This window comes from Asaia platycodi JCM 25414 (genome assembly GCF_000614545.1).
Classification (GTDB): Bacteria; Pseudomonadota; Alphaproteobacteria; order Acetobacterales; family Acetobacteraceae; genus Asaia; species Asaia platycodi.
The window spans coordinates 63,359-80,899 of record NZ_BAKW01000009.1 but is presented as its reverse complement, the minus strand read 5'-3'; the positions used below and the strand labels follow the sequence as shown (position 1 = coordinate 80,899).

Annotated in this window: 18 protein-coding genes and 1 pseudogene; 9 read left to right on the top strand and 10 right to left on the bottom strand. The window is 56.9% G+C overall.

All coding sequences use genetic code 11. The features are described from left to right. Nucleotides 1–107: 107 nt before the first annotated feature. The 9 genes from JCM25414_RS08735 to JCM25414_RS08705 form a co-directional block, all read right to left on the bottom strand. Nucleotides 108–1,040 (bottom strand): ABC transporter permease, encoded by a 933-nt coding sequence (locus JCM25414_RS08735; protein WP_025841395.1) that lies wholly within the window; start codon nt 1,038–1,040, stop codon nt 108–110. Beyond that, complete coding sequence (locus JCM25414_RS08730; protein ID WP_025841394.1) at nt 1,037–2,077, bottom strand: ABC transporter permease; 1,041 nt, start codon at nt 2,075–2,077, stop codon at nt 1,037–1,039. Before JCM25414_RS08730 ends, JCM25414_RS08735 begins: the two co-directional genes overlap by 4 nt. Further along, a complete protein-coding gene (locus JCM25414_RS24900) occupies nt 2,074–2,277 on the bottom strand; it encodes a hypothetical protein (RefSeq protein ID WP_242403457.1) in 204 nt (67 codons plus the stop codon). Before JCM25414_RS24900 ends, JCM25414_RS08730 begins: the two co-directional genes overlap by 4 nt. Continuing rightward, the gene (locus JCM25414_RS27020) at nt 2,277–3,254 is read right to left on the bottom strand and encodes an ATP-binding cassette domain-containing protein (RefSeq protein ID WP_242403456.1); all 978 of its coding nucleotides are present in this window, start codon (nt 3,252–3,254) and stop codon (nt 2,277–2,279) included. Before JCM25414_RS27020 ends, JCM25414_RS24900 begins: the two co-directional genes overlap by 1 nt. Before the next feature lie 153 nt (nt 3,255–3,407). Next, entirely contained in the window at nt 3,408–3,650 is a 243-nt protein-coding gene (locus JCM25414_RS27015; RefSeq protein WP_242403455.1) for an ATP-binding cassette domain-containing protein, read from the bottom strand. Then, the gene (locus JCM25414_RS08720; RefSeq protein WP_025841393.1) at nt 3,643–4,740 is read right to left on the bottom strand and encodes a BMP family ABC transporter substrate-binding protein; all 1,098 of its coding nucleotides are present in this window, start codon (nt 4,738–4,740) and stop codon (nt 3,643–3,645) included. Before JCM25414_RS08720 ends, JCM25414_RS27015 begins: the two co-directional genes overlap by 8 nt. Further along, on the bottom strand, nt 4,731–5,294 hold the full coding sequence (locus JCM25414_RS08715) for a glutathione S-transferase family protein (protein WP_051535791.1): 564 nt from the start codon (nt 5,292–5,294) through the stop codon (nt 4,731–4,733). Before JCM25414_RS08715 ends, JCM25414_RS08720 begins: the two co-directional genes overlap by 10 nt. Then, nucleotides 5,288–5,884 carry a Rieske (2Fe-2S) protein gene (locus JCM25414_RS08710; protein ID WP_025841391.1) on the bottom strand — a complete coding sequence of 199 codons (597 nt, stop codon included), beginning with the start codon at nt 5,882–5,884 and terminating at the stop codon, nt 5,288–5,290. Before JCM25414_RS08710 ends, JCM25414_RS08715 begins: the two co-directional genes overlap by 7 nt. Further along, nucleotides 5,881–6,117, bottom strand: coding sequence for a hypothetical protein (locus JCM25414_RS08705; protein ID WP_025841390.1), 237 nt, complete (start codon nt 6,115–6,117; stop codon nt 5,881–5,883). Before JCM25414_RS08705 ends, JCM25414_RS08710 begins: the two co-directional genes overlap by 4 nt. Before the next feature lie 116 nt (nt 6,118–6,233). Between JCM25414_RS08705 and JCM25414_RS18605 the strand changes: the two are divergent. The 9 genes and pseudogenes from JCM25414_RS18605 (at nt 6,234) to JCM25414_RS08670 (ending at nt 14,895) form a co-directional block, all read left to right on the top strand. Next, nucleotides 6,234–7,144, top strand: a pseudogene (locus JCM25414_RS18605) (aromatic ring-hydroxylating dioxygenase subunit alpha). Continuing rightward, complete coding sequence (locus JCM25414_RS08695) at nt 7,141–7,638, top strand: nucleoside deaminase (protein ID WP_242403454.1); 498 nt, start codon at nt 7,141–7,143, stop codon at nt 7,636–7,638. The pseudogene JCM25414_RS18605 and the gene JCM25414_RS08695 overlap by 4 nt, the downstream one beginning before the upstream one ends. 578 nt (nt 7,639–8,216) lie before the next feature. Then, nucleotides 8,217–8,666, top strand: a complete 450-nt coding sequence (locus JCM25414_RS25970; RefSeq protein WP_051535790.1) for an FkbM family methyltransferase — start codon at nt 8,217–8,219, stop codon at nt 8,664–8,666. A gap of 5 nt (nt 8,667–8,671) precedes the next feature. Beyond that, nucleotides 8,672–8,995, top strand: coding sequence for an FkbM family methyltransferase (locus JCM25414_RS26590; protein ID WP_081775853.1), 324 nt, complete (start codon nt 8,672–8,674; stop codon nt 8,993–8,995). Nucleotides 8,996–9,748: 753 nt separating this feature from the next. Beyond that, a complete protein-coding gene (locus JCM25414_RS25965) occupies nt 9,749–10,651 on the top strand; it encodes a cation:proton antiporter domain-containing protein (protein WP_277911166.1) in 903 nt (300 codons plus the stop codon). Continuing rightward, on the top strand, nt 10,645–11,325 hold the full coding sequence (locus JCM25414_RS25960; RefSeq protein ID WP_277911165.1) for a cation:proton antiporter domain-containing protein: 681 nt from the start codon (nt 10,645–10,647) through the stop codon (nt 11,323–11,325). The genes JCM25414_RS25965 and JCM25414_RS25960 overlap by 7 nt, the downstream gene beginning before the upstream one ends. Then, complete coding sequence (locus tag JCM25414_RS25955) at nt 11,225–11,491, top strand: NAD-binding protein (protein WP_277911164.1); 267 nt, start codon at nt 11,225–11,227, stop codon at nt 11,489–11,491. The genes JCM25414_RS25960 and JCM25414_RS25955 overlap by 101 nt, the downstream gene beginning before the upstream one ends. A gap of 298 nt (nt 11,492–11,789) precedes the next feature. Further along, nucleotides 11,790–14,291, top strand: coding sequence for a TonB-dependent receptor (locus tag JCM25414_RS08675; protein WP_025841387.1), 2,502 nt, complete (start codon nt 11,790–11,792; stop codon nt 14,289–14,291). Between the two features lie 424 nt (nt 14,292–14,715). Next, nucleotides 14,716–14,895: a hypothetical protein gene (locus tag JCM25414_RS08670; protein ID WP_025841386.1), complete on the top strand. Its 180-nt coding sequence runs from the start codon at nt 14,716–14,718 to the stop codon at nt 14,893–14,895. A 1,639-nt stretch (nt 14,896–16,534) separates the two neighbouring features. Here the strand turns inward: JCM25414_RS08670 and JCM25414_RS08665 are convergent. Further along, entirely contained in the window at nt 16,535–17,413 is an 879-nt protein-coding gene (locus tag JCM25414_RS08665) for an SDR family oxidoreductase (RefSeq protein ID WP_025841385.1), read from the bottom strand. Nucleotides 17,414–17,541: the final 128 nt, after the last annotated feature.

Here is a 17,541-nt window from a genome sequence, read left to right as displayed (position 1 = left end):
GCCGCGTCGATCCCGGCCCCGCTCGTAAGCCCTGGTCTTGACGAGATGCTCCGCCTTTCCTGCGATGCGGTTTGGTCGTTCGGCACCGACACGGGTACGCACCGTGTTTAGCGCTCCTCCCTGAAATAGGGTGTTCCCAGAGCCGCGGGTGCTGCCATCAGGCGACGCATGCCGGGCAGAAGCATGGCGGGTATGATCATGAAGACGATCGTGCCGAGATAGGGCGTCATGTTGAGAATGGCGGGTGGCACGGGCCATCCCTGCGCCTGCCCGAAGAAACTGAGCGACATCACAAGGCCGAACAGAAGCGAAGAGGCGGCCGCAAAGACAGGCCGATAACCGCAGAAAATAACGAGTGCGACCGCGATCCAACCGCGCCCGGCAATCATACCCTCGGACCATACCGGCATGACCGAAAGCGTCATGTCTGCGCCCGCGAGACCGGCAAGAGCCCCTCCGATCACCACGGCTCCCAGGCGAAACCGCCTTACCGGGATGCCCACAGCGTCGGCGGCACCCGGGTTTTCGCCCACAGCCCTCAGGCTGAGACCCAGACGCGTGCGGAATAACACCCCATGACACAGCAACGGCAAAAGTCCGAATGCGAGATAGACGAACGGGCTCTGATCGAAAAGCGGTCCTACGAGCGGCAAACGCGACAGGACGGGAATGGGCCATGTGGCAAAACTCGCCGCAACCGGCAACCCGGCTACATCATGCCCGATCACCGCGCTCAATCCGAGACCAAGAAAGGTCAGCGCCACCCCGCACAGTGTCTGATTGGCAGATCCGTTGACTGTCGCAAGCCCGAGGACGAGCGCCCCGCCGGCCCCGACAGCGAGGGCGGCCAGACAACCCAGCCAGGGCGATAGAGAGGCATCGGCAACTAGAACAGCCGTCACGGCGCCTAGAGCCATCAACCCCTCGACGCCGAGATTGATCACCCCTGCCCGCTCGGCGAGAACTTCGCCCTGAGCGGCGAGGGCGAGAATGCTACCATAGGCAAGCGCGTGAAGAACGAGAGAAATCCAGAGGGTCATTTCCGCGTCTCCAGCCGCGCATAGGCTGCAAGTTCGTCGCTGACAGCAATTGCAAAGACCAGCAGCCCCGTAATAGCCAGAACAGAGGACGCACTGACCTGAAGCGTCTGCAACACAATGCCCGTATTGAGAATGACTGCCATGAGAAACGCTGCCGGGATCAGCGCCAGCGCCGATTGCCGGGCAAGCAGGGCGACCACGATGCCGAGATAGCCATAGCCATGGGCCAGACCGCCCTGCAGGCGATGCACGGTGCCGAGCGCCTCCATCATGCCTCCGAGCCCGGCAAGCGCGCCGGAGAAAACAAGCGCCAGAAAGAGGCGCGGCGCCACCGAGACCCCGGCATAATGCGCGGCCTGGGGGTTCGACCCGCTCAATGTCAGTTCATAGCCGAAGCGGCTGCGACCAAGCAGCAGCCCGAGCGCAGTGACGACGGCCAGGGCAAGCGGCCCGCCCCAGTGAACGACGCCGTAAAGGACAGGTATCGCCGCGTGAATGCGCTCGCTCGAAACTTGCGCGCCCGTCACGCGATCGGCCCAGGGGCCGGTCACAAGATAATAGACGAGATAGGACGCGATGAAATTGAGAAGCAGCGTCGTGATGATCTCGCTCACGCCGAGCCAGGCGCGCCCGGCGGCGGGAACGGCGCTCCAGCATGCCCCGGCAATCACGCCGGCAACGGCAGCAAGCGGCAGAGTGACAATTACGGGCAACGGCAGAAACAGCCCGACAGCCGTCGCTGCCGTCGCCCCGGCCAGAAACTGCCCTTCGGCGCCGATATTCCACAATCCGGCACGCAGGGCCAGCCACACGGCAGCCCCCGTCATAAGCAGCGGCGTCATGTAGAGCGCAAGGTTTTCGAGCCCGAATTCAGTGCCGAAAGTCGAGGTCAGAACAAGCGTCGCCACCATATCGAGAGGCAACCCAAGCAGCATCAGCACGAAGGCAAGCACAAGAAAGACAAAGCAAAGGGCCAGAGCCCGGCCGATGAAGATACGCCGGGGCGGAACCACCGGAAGGCGAATACGACGGCTCATGACTGCGCCTCCGCGTTCCGACCGCTCATCAACGCGCCTATACGGGCACGGTCATAGGCGCCTCTGGGCACGACCGTCATCAGCTTGCCACCGCATAAGACCGCAATGCGATCGCTCAACGCCATCAACTCATCAAGGTCTTCCGACACAAGCACCACGGCCCTGCCTTCATCACGAATTTCGGCCAGTGTGTCGCGCATCAGGCAATAGCGCCGATATCGAGACCCCGGCTCGGATAGGAAGCCACGAGCGCCCGGTGACTGATCATGCGCTCTCTCGCCAGTACAAGACGCTGCTGGTTACCGCCAGACAAGGCCCGGACAGGGGTCGAAGGATCGGCGAGACTGACCTGCGCCTGATCGAGCAACGAACAGGTGAAGCGCAGCGCCTCGGCAGCATGATAGGCCAGACGCCCGCCTATGGGACCGGCACGAAACAGACGCATGACGGCGTTTTCGGTTACACCGAGCGCAGGCGCGAGCGCCTTGTGCAGGCGGTCTTCAGGCACATAGCCAATCCCTGACTCACGAAACGCATTCGGGCCACGCCCACGCATATCCTTGCCATCCACACGGACTTGACCGGTCTCGGATGAACGCAGACCCGCCAGAAGATCGGAGAGTTCCGACTGGCCGTTCCCTGTCACCCCGGCAATGCCGAGAATCTCGCCTGACCGGATTTCGAGTGAAAGCGGGTGCAGACGGATCTGTCCCGCCCTGTCACGGCAGGACACGTTATCGAGCACGATCACCGCTCGGTCGACGAGGCGCTCTTTCTTACGCGGATAATCGCTTTTCTGCTCGACAGGGCGCCCGATCATTTCGGTCACGAGCGTTTCAGGCTCGGTCTGTGCCACAAGATGCGTGCCCGAGACCCGTCCATGCCGGAGCACGGTCACACGATCGGCGAGAGCCATGATTTCGTCGAGCTTGTGACTAATGAGAATGACGGCGCCGCCCCCGTCACGAAAGCGACGCAGCGCGGCATAAAGCTCGCCGACCTCGAGCGGGCTCAACACGGCCGTCGGTTCATCAAGGATCAGCAGCCGGGCACCTCGTGACAATACCCGCAAGATCTCCACACGTTGCTGCTCGCCCGATGTCAGGCTGTCGATGCTTGCCGCCGGCCTGATATCAAGACCGTAGCGCGTGGCCTCCGCCTCTGCACGACGTGCCATGCCGAAGCGGAAAGCCGGAAACCCGTTTCTCGCCAGCCAAGCGCCAGATTCTCCGCAACCGTGAAGCGCGAGACCAGCTTGAAATGCTGGTGCACCATGCCGATTCCGGCAGCAATTGCCGCCTCAGGGCTCTCGAAGCGCGCGCCATATCCGTCAAGGATCAACTCGCCCTCGTCCGGTTGGTAAAGACCCGTCACGATATTCATCAGTCGATTTTCCGGCTCCGTTCTCGCCAAGCAGCGCGTGAATCTCACCGGGATAGAAGTCGATCGACACATCCTTGTTGGCCACGACACCGGGAAAATATTTAGCGATGCCCGACAGCGTCAGGAGCGGCGGTGCGCCTGCAGGCAGATCTGCCGGGCGGGTCTCCGGGTGATGAAGGAAGTCAGACAAGCCCCGACACCCCCTCGACCTGCCAGCTCCAGTGAAAGATTTCCATATCGTTCATGGTCCGGCCTGCTGGCACGCGTATCTGGCCATTGGAATCCCGGATCGGCCCGACGAAGGGCGACCATCCGGCGAGCATCCTGTCGCGCGCAGCATCGGCTTCTCTCTGCACGGCCAGCGGTACGCGTGCGCCCCAGCCATCGCGATCCACTCCGTGGCCGAGCGTCAGGAATGTCCCTTGCGGGCGCCATGTCCCGGCAATACGAGCCGCAATAATCTCTCGATAATAGGCTTCGAAATTGAGCACAACCGAGCTGACATAGGCTTTTGGCCCGAATTGTCGCATATCGGTATTCCACATGGCGGCCCAGACATTACGTTCTTCTGCCACGCGCAGGTAGCCGGGGTCGTCCATAATGCCGCAAAGGAAATCACAGCCACTATCGATCAATGCCGCGCCTGCCGAAGCCGCAGCCTGCGGGTCGAACCAGGAATTGATCGAAATAACGCGCATTGTCGCTTCGGGATTGATCGAACGCGCGCCAAGCAGCGTCGCGTTGGCACTGGCGATGACCGAAGAGGTCGGGAAAGACGCCACATACCCAAGGCGTCCGTTCTGGCTCAGACGAGCCGCAGCGATACCAATCACATAGCTGGCATACCAATGGGTGATATAATACCAGGCCAGATTGCTCGTGACTGCGTTACCATCGCATTCAAGAAACCCGACATCCGGAGCCTGATCGGCAACGTCCTTGATGAAATCGCCATAATTCGATGTCGAAATCACCATCTGCGCGCCCTCGGCCACGAACTGCCGAAACAGACGCGTCGCATCGGCGGAGTAAGGCACACTTTCGACATAGAGCGAGCGCATTTTCGGAAAATGCGTTTTCAGCGCCCGTATGGCCTTGTCGTGCATCTGCGACCAGCCGCCATCGTTGATGGGGCTGGTGTGACCGAACGCCACCAGCAGATCTTCTTCTGCAATCGGCGCAAAGCGTGGCTTCGCTAGCGCCGTGAGGGGCAAAGCCGCAAGCGGGGCCGTTGCAAGGAGGGAGCGGCGTGTCAGAAGCGACCGAGGCCTCAATGACACGCGGCAATCCCGGGCATAGTGACGAAACCGGGCAATTGTCTCACCTTTCTGACGAAGCGCCTGACAGCGGGGTATAGATCCATGCCGAGACCGAGATCTCGCGCCAGACCAGCGATCGGAAACACAGTGATATCGATAAAGCCGACAGATGTGCCTGAGAGCCATTCATGCCCGTCAAGGAACGCCTTGCTCAAACGGTCTTCAAGCATGCGAAAGATGAGTGTTATGGCATCTGTCTCTGCCTTTTCAGGCATGGTCGCGCCCAAGGCCTGACGCCGCGCCTGAGCAAAACTTTCGAGCGCCTCGAGTGCCCATTCGAGGACGAGCCTTGAATCGCCTTCGGGCCAGGCACGGTCAACATTGGGCAATCGGGAAAAATGACGCAGGATTTCGTAAAGCCCGACGCAATAAACGCCTTCTTCATCGCCAAGTGTCGGGCCGAAAATCTCGGCGCGACGATCGGTCTGGATCGTGAGCGGAATAGCGAGGAGAGACGCAGCAAGACGCGCCGCATAGCTGCGCTCGTCCATCACCCAGCCATTGAGGCTCAGCATCGGATTTCTTCCATCGAATCACGCAGGTCGAGCAGCCACTCGGCTGCTTTGACGCGCGCCGACGCATCGCTCACGGCCATATGCACCATGGTAATCTCCTCTTCGGGGCTGTGCACCGCCAGAAGCCTGTCAGAAGACACGCGCCACTGCCCCGTTTCGAGAACGAGCGCCTCACGCAGCGCCGCCATTGTTGCGCGTATGGCAAGACTGCGCACGCCGTGCCAGGCGCCTTCCGCAGGAGGCACAAGCGGGCGCTTTGCGTCATTTCTCAGAGCGATCCAGATCAGGCCGGCCTTTTCCTCGACGCGGAAATTCTCTGTGCGGATGGTGGAGGGCGGATTGAGCGACGGATGCGACGGAATGGCCCGGCAGCGACCCTCATGATCGAACTGCCACCCATGATAAAGACAGGCGAGCCGGTTATTGCGGATAAAGCCAAGGCTCAGACGCACGCCTCGATGGGGGCAGCGATCCTCCCACCCATGAACGATGCCCTCTTCGTCGCGCCAGAGCACCAGCTCCTGACCCTCATGACGCACAGGAACGACATCGCCGAAAACAACATCCATCGAGAGCGCAACGGGAATCATACCACTGACTCTTGCCAGCGCGAGACAACGCAACTTGCGGGTCCGATCACGCAGGCCATGACGAACATGCTAACAAGGGCATGAGCCCCGCGCAGCAGAAAAACGATTTCGTGACCTTCCATTCGTTCCGTTGTCATGTCGATGCGCAAAAGACGAGCGCGGCTTTCGGCAAACGCCCGAAACGCAGCGACATCGAAACGACCGAAAAGATGCAACGTGATCGAACTGGTCATTCATTCTCCGGGTCGGATGCGGACATTGAAGACGATCCTGCCAGTAATAATTTTTTTGACAAGAGAAATACCGCTACTAATGTGACCGGGCACGCAACGAACAAAGGATCGGCATTATGCAGGGTTCAGAGAGCGCCGATCCGGTCTCGACACGGCAATGGTATCCTCTAGGCATGGTCGAGAGCATGACAAACAGTGTTCTGGAAACCTGTTTGCTCGGCGAGTCCGTGCGCTACCGTCTGGACGAACGGGGGCATACTGAAGCCTTTTGCCGCGACCGCAAGTTGCCGAGCCGGGCCTGCTACGGTTTTCTCTGGACCACGCTCGACACAGACGTCAGTTGCGAGGATCTCATCCCCCGAATTCCCGAAGCGGATGAGCCTGACCGGAACCTCGTCTGTTGCGGCTCGATTGCGGTCAAGGCATCAGGCCTGCGTGTGGTCGAGAATTTTCTGGACATGGCGCATTTCCCCTTCGTCCACACTGACATTCTAGCGCAGAGCCACACACAGAAGTCGAGCGCTATGCCGTCGAGACACGAGAGGAAGGTCGTGAAATCTGGGCGACCGAATGCCGCTTCTTCCAGCCTCAGGCTGCCCTCTCTGCCGAGGGCGGACTGATGACGGATTACATCTATCGCATCGCGGCGCCCTTTTCGACGCTGCTCTACAAGACCAGTCCGAACGACCCTGAACGCAAGGATGTCATCGCACTCTTTGTCCAGCCCATGACGCCCGGTACCTGCCGCGCCCATCCCGTCATGTTCCTTCTCGACAACGAGTCCAGTCATGATGCGCTGGTCGAATTCCAGCAGATGATCTTCCTGCAGGATCGGGTTATTCTTGAAAACCAGCGTCCCGTTGCCATGCCGCTCGACGCCGCAAGCGAGATTCCGACACTGGCTGACCGCTCCTCTGTCGCCTATCGTCGCTGGCTCAAGGCGCAGGGCGTCACTTTCGGCGCGGCGCCGAGCGACGCTGTCAAACCGCGCAAGGCCTCGCTCTCGCCACTGGAGGCAACATCGTGACCGCAACAGTGACGCAAGCCGATCTCGCCTTTCTGCGTGAGGCCTTCGAGGTCGCCAATCAGTCCCGCCTGGCCGGCGATCATCCTTTCGGTGCGGTTCTGGTGGACGATCAGGGCGCGCTGGTCATGAGCCAGGGCAATGGTTACAGCGCCGAGGGTCACGACATGACAGCCCATGCCGAAAGGCTTCTGGCCAGCCGTGCCAGCAAATCCTTCCGGCCCGACCGCCTGCGCGGCTTTACTCTTTATAGCTCCGCCGAGCCCTGCGCCATGTGTGCCGGCGCCATCTACTGGGCGGGCATAGGCCGCGTTGTTTACGGGCAGTCCGAGGCCCATCTCAAGGCCATGACGGGCGCACACCCCGAAAACCCAACGCTCGATCTTCCCTGTCGCCATGTCTTTGCTGCGGGCCAGACAGCAACCGAGGTGATCGGCCCTCTTCTTGAAGAAGAAGCCGCCGCGCTTCAACGCAGCTTCTGGCAGGAACAGCCCTGACCGGTTCTTCAACACGTTCCCTTGCACAATGACGCAAGCGGGGTAATCGCAGGCCCAAGACAGCCGCCTTGTTTAAAGCTCTCTCCCGCTCTCGGGATGCGTCTTCCATTTCCACTCCGCTGTTCATCACCAATGCGTATCTTCAATCTCGATCACGACCAAGAAATACCGCATGGCTGGATCAACGAGATGGTCACTTCCTGTGCGGGCTCCACAAGCACCTGTCACGCAACACATGCTCAACGCTCTTCAGCGCTTTTACAACACGCTTGATGCGTAGCTAACGTTTGAGATGTTAAGGAAGGCGCGGATGCATCGCGGGTTTCTGAAGACTTGAAATTGCTATAGACCGTGTGACGCTAAGCCTCAAAAAATTGTTGATACCTCTAGAAAATAACTTGATTGAAGTTTTTATCTTCTTGATTAATGCATACTCTCAAATGGCAACGGTTTTTTAACTTCGGAATATTGAACGTCTTTTCGAATAATTGATTTTTGTCCCATGCAAAGACCGACTATTCTCTTTAGCCAAAGACATTTCGGAACATAATTCACCCTCCCCCAGCGAAGAGATTACAATGTCCAGGAAAATATCGTTCGTAGTCGCACAGACAGACCATGGAACGATGATCGTAAACAGGAACGATTACAACGTCGATTCCTCTGGTCTTCCTTCCTATGGTGTAGGGCATGAAGTTTTAGAGAATGGATCGTTTTCCATTGAGGATGTCGACCTCCTGAAAAGGACACTTTCTGCGCAGCGACAACTACGCGGGGACGGTGTTCTCGCCTTGGACGTCGGAGCGAATATTGGCGTTCATACACTGGAGTGGGCGCGTCACATGAAAAATTGGGGGCAGGTTATATCGATCGAACCTCAGAAGGAGATCTTTTACGCGCTGTCCGGTAATGTGATCATCAATAACAACTTCAACGTCACAACACATAATGTCGCAATATCGAATTATAACGGGACTATAAAAATTCCTGCTATCGACTACACAAGGCCAGGAAGCTTCGGAAGCTAGAGCTTATAAAGAAAGAAGACACAGAATATATTGGCCAGGATCTCGATTATCAGAACGGGCAGCACGTACCAGTCCGAACCATAGATTCATTCAATCTTGATCGCCTGGATCTTCTAAAGATAGACGTTGAGGGTATGGAGATCGAGGCTCTTATGGGAGCATTGAATACTATTCAAAAACACAGACCTGTGATTTTCGTTGAGCATATCAAGATATCTCAGGATACTTTATATAAAATTTTCGCAAATATCGGTTACTTTTTCGCGGTCTTCGGAATAAACACTATAGCGTTCCATAAGGACGATACTGTAATAGATTTGCTGCGCTGAATTTCCATATAGCCCGTGGGGTCAGAGAAAAAAGCTTTTCCATCCCCACGATACAGTATTCGGCACGACCCACTGTGCTATCGATCATGTTAGCCTATCGATGTCGAGCGATCAGCTTCCCTGAGATATGAAGCATAAGCTTCAGGGCGCACAACTCAAGCGAACCTCCAATGAGGAGGATAACATGTTTTTTTGCTTTAAGTTAGCGAGAGGCGCATCACGAGGCTTACGTATGGGCTATCTATACCTCTCCTACGAAGAACCAGCGATTGCCCTCGGCCTGCCAATAGCCTCACCCCGTTTCAGACAGCCATTTCAGCCTACAGAAACTCGGCATCGCTGAGCGCCGGCCCAGGTCAGGCACATCAACGTCAATGGCCGTATTCTGTTTTCGAAAGGTCAATCCTTCCGCAGAGGGCTAATAGTATGGGTGTATGATCATGAGCACGCCCTCGCGCACAACCGCACTCCAACGAACCAGTTAAATCTTGCGTGATCTACTCAGCAAACACGAAGCCAGCCTTTAGCTCCCTCCATTGAGGGAGTTGACTGGAAAAGACGAGCAAACAAGGCGCCATCCTACATTTGCACGAAAAAACGCGTATGTGATCGATCTGGTTAGACCGTATTCCCGATGCCTTTCCCGTCTGAATGAGCAGGTTTTCCGGCGTAAACAATTGCAAATCCACTTCCGATCGATGATGTTCACGGAATAGTCCAATTTTCATCGTAGTTTCTGGATGCTGATTTCCCATGAGTCATGACACGCCCCTGATCGGTATTCTGGTTATCGGTCTCGGGCTCGCCTTCATTCTCGGCACCATTGCCCAGCGGATCCGTATCTCGCCTCTCGTCGGCTATCTGCTTGCCGGGATTGCGGTCGGCCCGTTCACCCCTGGTTTCGTTGCTGACCAGCCTTTGGCCTCCGAACTCTCCGAAATCGGCATCATCCTTCTCATGTTCGGTGTCGGGCTGCATTTCTCGCTCAAGGATCTGATCTCGGTCAGGGCCATCGCCGTGCCTGGCGCATTGCTGCAGGTAATGGCCTCAGTCGCGATCGGCGCAGGCAGTGCTTGGCTTTTAGGTATGTCTATCGGTGCCTGCCTGATTTTCGGCATCGCGCTGAGTGTTGCGAGCACGGTCGTTCTTCTACGCACGCTACAGGAACAACGCCTGATCGAAACCGAACGCGGCAGATTATCGGTAGGCTGGCTGATCATCCAGGATCTGGTGACAGTGCTCGCGCTCGTACTGCTCCCCATTTTTGCGCCGATCATGAAAAGCGGCGCGCATGAGGCCATCAATATCCCGAGCCTTGCGCTCACCATCGCCCTGACGCTCGGTAAAGTTGCCGCATTCATGGCGCTGATGCTAGTGGTCGGGCGCCGGGTCATACCGGCTATCCTCCATTACGTAGCCCATACAGGCTCGCGCGAACTTTTTCGCCTCGCTTTGCTGGCGCTCGCTCTCGGCGTCGCCTTTATCGCCACCGAGTGGTTCGATGTCAGCTTCGCGCTCGGTGCTTTCGTCGCGGGCATGGTGCTAAGTGAGTCCGAACTCTCCCATCGTGCTGCCGCCGAAACGCTGCCCTTGCGCGACGCCTTCGCAGTGCTGTTTTTCATATCGGTCGGCATGTTGTTCAACCTCTGGTGCTGATCAGACAGCCATTACCCCTGCTTCTGACCTTTCTGGTCATTCTCGTCGGCACACCGCTTATGGTGATCGTCATTCTGAGACTGCTGCGTCAGCCCTGGAACACGACGCTTTTCATCGCCAGCGGGCTAGCGCAGATCGGTGAATTCTCCTTTATCCTCGCGGCGCTGGGCATGAAAATGGGCGTGCTCGACGCTCGTGCCCAGGATCTGATTCTCGGGGCCTCGATCCTGTCCATCCTGATCAATCCGTTCATCCTGATGGCGACACAGCGGATCGAAGCCTGGATTACCCGTCATACCGTTGCGCCAGAGCTCCCCTCGCAAGATGAGGCCGGTATTCTTCTGCCGCCTCCGACCCCCACCCATCTTGAAAACCACGCCGTGGTGGTTGGCTGTGGCCGCGTGGGACGGCTGGTCGTAGAAGGGCTGATCCAGAATGGCTGGCCCGTTCTGGTGGTCGAGACCGGAAAACTGGCCGACAGCTTCACAGCCAGCGAGGCGATCGAACTTCTGGTCGGCAATGCCGCCGAGGCACGTACTGAAAGCCATGGCGCTCGACAAAGCACGGCTACTGATGGTGGCCATTCCCGAGCCTTTCGAAGCCGGTCAGATTATCGCTCAAGCAAAAGCGATGAATCCCGATCTTACAGTCATAGCCCGTGCCCATTTCGATAGTGCCGTAGAGCATCTCAAGGAGCTTGGCGCCGATCACGTTATCATGGGCGAACGAGAAATGGCCCTCGCTATGCTTGCCATGACAGCGGACGACTTGCCCTTCGACGCACGCCCTCCCCTGACCGATCCATCGTCTGATTCGGGTATGGAACCTGTTCCTGCCTGAAAGGAAACAGAAGACGTCATCCCCCCGCGCAAAGGACGCGCGAGGCGCTGCTACCAGCCCGGAACGTGACGAAATATGTCAATTGTGGCTTTTCTGACATAGTCGTCAGGATCGGAATGGGTGAGTAAAGCTTTTCACATTGCTGTCATATCTTAAGCCTTAAACAGTGCCCAACGGTGACAAATGTCACGGTTTCGCACTGACCTGATCGAGAATTCTACTCTTTCCGGATCATGAACGTGTGGAACTGTAACCAAACGTTGCTAAATTCTGATTCTGGGTTTGGAAGATCGACACAATGTTCTCACGCATGGCGCTTCTCTGCGGCACCACAGCTCTGATGGCTTCATTGCTGCCCGACGCAAGGGCTCAGGAACCCGCGCACGCTACAAAGCCGACAAAAACCCATCAAACCGCAGAGAACGCCGCGCCGCGTCCTGCCGAGGCCGCCACAACAGCGCCGTCGATGCTTGGTGCAACGTCACCGACCGATGAGCGCATTGAGGTAACGGGGCATAATTACGGCGATGGCGTCACGCGTCGCGCTTTTGGTGGCGGTCTGATGACTCCTTCAGACAGCCCGAAATCCGTTTCTGCCATTACGCGCGACTTCATTGCCAAGCAGAACCCGGCGCTCAACCCGATGCAGCTGATCGCGCTTTTGCCGGGCGCCAATGTGTCGGATACCGATCCGCTTGGCATGACGGGCGGTAATATGTCGGTGCGCGGCCTGACAGAATCCCAGATGGGCTTTACGCTCGAGGGCTTTCCAATCAACGATATCGGCAATTTCGCGGTCTATCCGCAGGAAATCGTCGACGCCGAAAACCTCAAGACCGTGCGTCTGGCGCAGGGCTCGGCCGATCTTGACAGCCCCCATATCAGCTCATCGGGGGGTGTTGTCGACATGTATATGATCGACCCCAAGAACAAGATGGGCGGCATGGTCGACATTACCTACGGGTCTTTCAATGCGACACGTGGCTTCCTGCGTTTCGATACCGGCCGCATCGGCGCCACCAATCTACGTGCCTATTTTTCCTATTCGCAGGGACGTCAGGACCATTGGCGCGGCCCCGGCTGGGATAACAAGAAGCATGGCGAGATGAAGATCGTGAATGACTGGGGCGACGGTAACCGCGTCTCTCTGGCTGTTGTCGGCAATAATATCCAGAACAACGCCTATCCAAATGTCACCAAGGCAAGCTGGGATAAATGGGGCACCGGCATAACTAATCCGGTCGGCTCCAGCGGTCTCTCGCCTACAGACCCGCCGAACACGGTCTATGAATCGAATTACTACGTTCCTGCAAAGGCCGGATCGGTCAATTACTACAAGACGCGCCCCAACCCCTTTACCAATATCTATGCCTCGATGCCCTCGACGTTCAAACTGAACGATCATCTCGTCCTGACTGAGACGCCGTATTTCTGGTACGGTTACGGCAATGGTGGCGGCGCGCAGTATACAGACATGTCCAAATTCGTTTATGGCAAGCAGACCCTTGCCGGAACGGTCGATGGCGCTGGCAAGGGCATGCAGGTGCTCTATAATCCGTCGCTCACCGAAACCTATCGCCCGGGTGCCACGACCAAGCTGACCCTGACGACAGGCGTCAACCGCCTGATGGTCGGCTACTGGTTCGAATACGCCAAACAGCGTCAGACGGCGCCTTACAGCTTTGTCGGCGCGGATGGTACGCCGCTGAGCCAGTGGGGCGACGAAAACAACGTGGTGCTGAGCAATGGCGCCAAGGCACAGTATCGCAACACCCTCACCCAGACACAGGTGCATACGCCCTTTATCGGCGACAGCCTCACGCTCCTGCATGGCAAACTCACCATTGACGCCGGGCTGAAATATTCGATCGTCAAACGCTCGGGCACTAATTATCTGCCTGACGTACGCAGCAAGTATGTCACCACCGATTATAATCAGGCTCTGCCCACAGCCGCGATACGCTACAAGATCGATCAGCATAATCAGGTCTTCGTCTCTGTCTCGACTAATTTCCGCATGCCGCAGAATTATGCGCTCTATGATTCAGGCAGCTTCAATCAGAAGACAGGCCTTTATTCCACCCTCGCAAATCCTGACCAGAAAGCCGAAATCTCGATTTCTGAAGAGGCGGGCTGGCGATATCAGGACGATCTGATTTCAACCGCCCTCACCTATTTCCACTACAACTTCACCAACCGCCTTTACACGCAATCCATCCAGGATCCTGCCTCGGGCGCTTTCTACACCACCAATATCAATGCTGGTGGCATGCACTCCGACGGTGTTGACGCAGAGTTCGGCACGAGGCCTTTCCATAATATTCGTCCCTATGTTTCGGTCGAATATCTCCATGCTGTGACAGACAGCAATATTCCTGCCGGGTCGGGCACAGGCGCCGATTACGTGCGTAGCGCAGGCAAAAAAGCGCCTCAGGCTCCTGACTGGCAGGTCGGTTTCGGGCTAGACTATGATGACGGCAAGCGTTTTGCGAACTTCAATCTGAAATATGTCGCTCGCCAATATGCCACATTCATGAACGACCAGAGCATCCCCGGCTATGTGCGCATGAATATCGGGCTCGGCTACCGCTTTCCGAAGGTCAGCATCTTCAAAAGCCCCGTGCTGCGCCTGAACCTGCAGAATATTAGCGATAACCGCTATCTGAACTGGATCCAGTCGCCGCAGGCCAATGCCAATGCGACAACCGGCGTATTCGGCAAGACGATCGCAGGTGCTGCCCCAAGCTACAAAATTGCCTCACCCTTCGCCGCACTGGCAACGTTGAGCAGTGATTTTTAATGAGGAGAGGACTTATCGAGTGCCAAATGTCGTCCCAACGGCAGTTCGGCGCTCGATTTCATCCGTCTATTCCAAGGCAGATACCGTGTGATCTGCCCCCCTATGCAGGATCATCCGGTACGCAGAGCAAGGTCGAGGAAGTTCCAAACTGCTTGGAGGCTTCCAGTAATGGCGGAACAGTCTCGACCGACGCTGCCAAATCCTCAGAATTCTGAACCGTCACCTAATCAACAAAAACAGGAGCAGTATGCCTCGAACAAACGCGGGGCGACACTTCAGGTCGATGTGGTTCGAATCCAATCTCAGCGTCAAAGTCGTTCGATTACCTCAACTTATGAACTGACGAAAACATGAAGGCATCGCGTTTAGCGCTCATGGACAAGCCGCGCCTAGACGCGCAAGATCCTTGCCAAAGGAGTTCAACATGCGCCATGACGACGAAAGCGGCATTCAGGCCGAAATCAACGAGCTGATGAGTGAGCTGCGTATCGATGTAGAGCGCCTCAATATTGCTGCAGACAGCTCGGCAACGCCCGACGACATCAAGCATATGATCGCCGCACTCGCAGACAAAATCAGCGGCATTTCGTCTCTAATGCGCTGACAAGACGGAGAAGCGACTGAACCCCGACGCTTTTCACGCTTATCTTTGCAGAAGGATTTGTCCTGCGTAAACATTGAGTATGCGGAATTTGAACGACCAGCCCCGTGCAAGAATCTGTCAGCCGACGTGTGGCTGGCAAGGAGAAACAAGAGTTCAGGGCATCAAGTTGGCCGTATCAAATGCAACCTGGATGCGATGTTCAGTCAAATGGCAGAGAGAAACGGAGCTTTACTCATCTCCCTGGTGATAGTGCGCGAGTGGTGGGCGGCAAGACACTCAACACATCCTTCTTACGCAGTCTGCATCTGCCCGAAGCACCTGCGCCTCCAAAGAGGAGGAGCAGGCTCTTTCTCATCAGTTTGTCGGGTTTTCCGGCGCATTTGGAAGCGGAGCATTTTCATTCGGCTTCGGCTTAGGTGCCGGATCGCTCGGGTCGTATGTCGGTGTCGGCTTCGCAGTCATGCAGGCTTCCCTCCGTCTTCTGGGTGATCAGGATGCTCAGGCGCGTCGTCCTGCTGCGGGCTCGTATCAGGATACGGCTCAAACGGTTCGTCGCTTCCCGGCTTGGCCGGATTTGGCTTGTCTGTCATCGTTTTTTCCCCGAGGTGAGACGACTCAAGTCGATTGATGCGTAGGAGTTGCCTCCTGATCGCGCGGGCCTCCAAGCTGCGACCTCGTTAAGCGGCTTTCTAGCCTAGGGGCCTGCGCTGACTTGCCGTCAGTGCAGACCCTGCGAGACTGGATCAGAGGGGCATGCTACGACTGTCTTCGCATATGATTCTTCGCACCGGTCCCTGCTCATGCGACGTTTCGGCGCGTCGCTTATTTCGTGTTCACGGATTGTCTATTGCGGTCAACGCTCCCAAGCACCTACGAAAGCGAATCACGCAAGATTCCCATGACGGGTCGTCCGCGGTCGACGTGACTGGACAAGTTCCGGGTCCATCAGTGCTTCTCGCACCCTGAGTCGAATGCAATTCACGCCAGTGCAGATGATGACGCCTGAGATGCCGGGCAACAGGAAACGTCGTTTAAACGCCTTGTATGATCGCGCTCGATGCCGGTCTGGATCAAGGCCTTGCGCCTGAATAGCAGCAGCAGCAGCCACCCCGGCGCAGGCGATAGTTGCGACGTAAGACGCCGCTGCACGGGCGTTCTTCAAGCACTGCTTTCGCGCCCCATTCATCACACTGACAATCCACGATACCAGCAACGACATCTCTCACGATGCCCTGTAGGCGACTGTCTGAACATCGACCGCAACGTATCTGATCGCTCTGACCGGAATCTTGAGGCTGAGGAGATCGCTGATGGATAGGCACGTTATAGGACGCGGCGGCGGCTTCGACAGGGGGCGTCCCGTCACCCTTGAGCGCAACCTAATCGTAAAATCTCCCGGCCATAAGGGGTGGCACCTGCTCTCGTCGCGATCACACTTCAGGATAGCTCAAAGGTACGACCGTATCTTGTCCTATCGCACGAAGACGCCATCGCTCCTGAATACTGCGAAAAGCATTCAGGCGACGACGTTGTCGTCGCCCTGCTCCACGAATCGGTTGTCTATGCTTTAACCAAAGGTCGTGACTGCCCGACGCGGAAGCGTATAAAAGCACGACTACCGAGCGAGGCTTAGTGCATATCAAAGCTGCGGCATGCCTCCATGGACAGGCAGAAGAGTGCCGGTGGTGTAGGTGTTATCGGGGTCTGCAAGATATACATAGGCGCCAGCAAGCTCCGCCGGCTGACCAGGGCGACCCATCGGTGCCTGCGATCCGAACTCTTTGTGTTCCCCGGAAGGCATGCCTGTAGCAATGAACGGCGTCCAGATTGGGCCCGGCAGGACCGCGTTAACTCTTATCCCCTTCTCGACGAGACTGCCTGCCAACCCCACAGTGAAATTGGCTATAGCCGCTTTTGTCATGGAGTATGGAATCAAGATCGGCATTGGTGTCCTGGTATTGACCGAGGAGGTGTTGATGATCGAAGCACCTGGCTGGAGATGTGGAATCGCTGCTTTAGTTAGATAAAACATGCCATGCACGTTTGTATCGAAATGACGGCGCCACTCCTCGTCAGATATGTCGAGAAGGCTTTCACGGGGACACTGGAAGGCCGCATTATTGACCAGAATGTCGAGCTTACCAAACGCGGCAATGGTTGAAGCCACAAGCGAGACACAGGTACCTGCGTCTCGGATATCTCCGGGCAGGAGAACACATTCACCGCCCAGCTTGTCGATCGTGACCGCGACGTCGTCGGCGTCAGCGCTTTCTTCCTCGAGGAAAGAAAGCGCTATCTGGGCTCCCTCTTTGGCATAGGCAATTGCCACAGCGCGACCGATGCCAGAATCTCCCCCGGTAATGAGCGCTACGAGCCCTTTCAGGCGACCGTTTGCCCGATAGGAGTCGACGCCATAATCGGGCTGAGGTGTCATTTCCGCAGAAAGGCCCGGAAATTCCTGGGGCTGCGTCGCAAAAGGTGGCTTGGGATGACGGGTTCGCGGATCGATGAGAGACATGCTGGACACCAACTCTGTGAGAGGAAGGCAAGCCAACGGGTTAGATCTCTCGCGGTTTGACTTAAATATTTAGCAGCCTCAGAGGGGCATATGGGCAACTTTTGTGGATCGGCAGCGCATACACGTTA